This is a genomic window from Companilactobacillus halodurans (assembly GCF_009600985.1).
GTDB classification, from domain to species: domain Bacteria; phylum Bacillota; class Bacilli; order Lactobacillales; family Lactobacillaceae; genus Companilactobacillus; species Companilactobacillus halodurans.
On sequence record NZ_VDFP01000217.1, the window covers coordinates 1 to 1,151 of the forward strand.

At 33.1% G+C, this 1,151-nt stretch carries 2 protein-coding genes; both read left to right on the top strand.

Annotated features, from left to right (window positions below; genetic code table 11):
- Window positions 1-694: YibE/F family protein (locus tag FHL06_RS13725; RefSeq protein WP_192918019.1), on the top strand; the 694-nt coding region annotated here is incomplete at its 5' end.
- Window positions 694-1,151: YibE/F family protein (locus FHL06_RS13730; protein WP_192918020.1), on the top strand; the 458-nt coding region annotated here is incomplete at its 3' end. The genes FHL06_RS13725 and FHL06_RS13730, both read left to right, overlap by 1 nt.

The window sequence follows — 1,151 nt, forward strand, 5'->3', positions numbered from 1 at the left end:
GCTTTATTGTATGAAATTTGATCGACGTAAATTGTTTGTTAGTATTTTGATCAATATTGTGATTTATTATGGATATCTACAGACAATAATTCGAACACATAATAGTGTGCTTTTACCATTAACCGTCATAACGGCGTTATTGATATCAGCAACGGCTTTGTTAGTGATTTTAGGGCCAACTTATCCAGCCTTAATGGCTTATTCTAGTACGGTTCTTGCTACAACAGTGGCGGTATTACTTAGTACGTTTGTCTTAAGTATATCTGGGTTTAGCAGTATTCATTTGGAATTGAATGATTTTGAATTACAACCTTATTTAGGTGTTTTCTTATCGCAAGTTATCTTCAGTGTACTAGGAGTGATTTTGGATGAAACTATGGATATCTCATCTTCTTTGATTGAAATGAAGCGAGAATTATCCGATGTGGCGGAAAAAACGCTTTTTAAATCTGGTATTAATATCGGTCGAGAATTAATCGGACCACTAATCAATATTTTGTTATTTATTGTTATCGCTGAGAATTTAAATGTTGTTCTATTGTATTTGAGTAACGGGAATTCGATTGGATATACAATGAATATGACCTTGAGTTTAGGAATCGCTCAATTATTGATCAGTGCAATCGGAATAGTTTTAACCGTTCCAATTACTAGTTTCATTGCTAGTAAAGTAATAACAAGGAGGATGAAATAATGTTGTATTTATTTTTGACCTTCGTTGTCTTATTGTTACTGGTTACTGGTAGTCGTGGTTTTACGTTACTGTTTGGTTTAGGAATAAATGTGATTTCAATTATTGCTTTGTTGATATTAATTGCTGATGGATTCAATGTCTTAGTTACTACGGGGATAATCGCTATGGTTATTTTAGTGGTTGCAATTTATATGAACGTTGATAATCCTAATACCGCAAGTACAGCCTTTAAAACATCATTAATAATTATGGTAGTTATTTTGTTGATTACTATTCCACTAGAGTATTGGGCCAGTGCTCAAGGAATGGCGGTTGAAAATCAAGATGAACTGGAAGGATTTTCTTTAGCAGCGGGAATTTCTTATCCTCAACTAGCTATTTCGATTATTGTCATTAATAGTTTAGGAGTAATTTCTGAAACTAGCGTTGCTATTACAAGTGGTTTGAATGAAATCGT